This window comes from Pseudarthrobacter sp. B4EP4b, assembly GCF_006680095.1.
Taxonomy (GTDB): domain Bacteria; phylum Actinomycetota; class Actinomycetes; order Actinomycetales; family Micrococcaceae; genus Arthrobacter.
This window is the reverse complement of the sequence record NZ_VHIJ01000105.1, coordinates 1-241: the sequence shown is the minus strand read 5'-3', so window position 1 is coordinate 241 and position 241 is coordinate 1. Positions and strand designations below refer to the sequence as shown.

Genomic DNA, 241 nt, shown 5'->3' with positions numbered 1-241 from the left:
CATCATGCCCGGCAAAATCAACCCGGTCATCCCCGAAGTCGTCTCCCAGGTCGCCTACGAAGTCATCGGCAACGACGTCACCATCACCATGGCCGCCGAAGCCGGGCAACTCCAACTCAACGCCTTCGAACCCATCATCGTCCACAGCCTCCACAAGAGCATCTCCCACCTCGAAGCAGCCTGCCGCACCCTCACCGCACGCTGCATCCAGGGCATCACCGCCAACACCGACCACCTCCGC

1 pseudogene is annotated in these 241 nt (G+C 62.7%); it reads left to right on the top strand.

Going from position 1 to position 241, the window contains the following annotated elements:
• Nucleotides 1-241 (top strand): annotated as a pseudogene (gene aspA, locus FNL14_RS23080) (aspartate ammonia-lyase); the annotation flags it as partial.